Source organism: Serratia sp. HNCC26DJ206, from assembly GCF_057180605.1.
Map to the genome: position 1 here is coordinate 1 of NZ_JBXUGP010000150.1, position 370 is coordinate 370.

1 protein-coding gene is annotated in these 370 nt (G+C 46.8%); it reads left to right on the forward strand.

Annotation, left to right across the window (positions count from 1 at the left end; all coding sequences use genetic code 11):
* Nucleotides 1–130: 130 nt before the first annotated feature.
* Nucleotides 131–370 (forward strand): hypothetical protein (locus AC2A1E_RS24355; protein ID WP_484385900.1); only part of this gene is annotated, 240 nt, incomplete at its 3' end.

A 370-nucleotide genomic window follows, 5' to 3' on the forward strand; every position in this document is an offset into this window, starting at 1 on the left:
GATGCATCTAATACACATAATGGCAATAGGGCTGTATCAAATGGGCAGATACCTTTTAGTGATTATTAGCATTGCTGTTTCATTACTGACAGGCCAAAGTCACGCGACCTCTGTGGCCTGCCGTGCGACCATGACTGATATTGACTTTGGTGCGGTTGATTTTGTCAATCCCGCCTTGTCGAAAACCAATACCGGGACGTTCGCCTACCATTGCGTTAATAACTCCCCAGTGGTTCAGCACATTAACGCCTGTTTTTATCTGGGGGATGGAGCTCCTCCGTCAACCACGACAACCTCGTTGTCCGCCATGCATAATGATGTCGGTTCCACTATGCTTTTTCGATTAAAAAATGCTATGACGGGGGAAGTT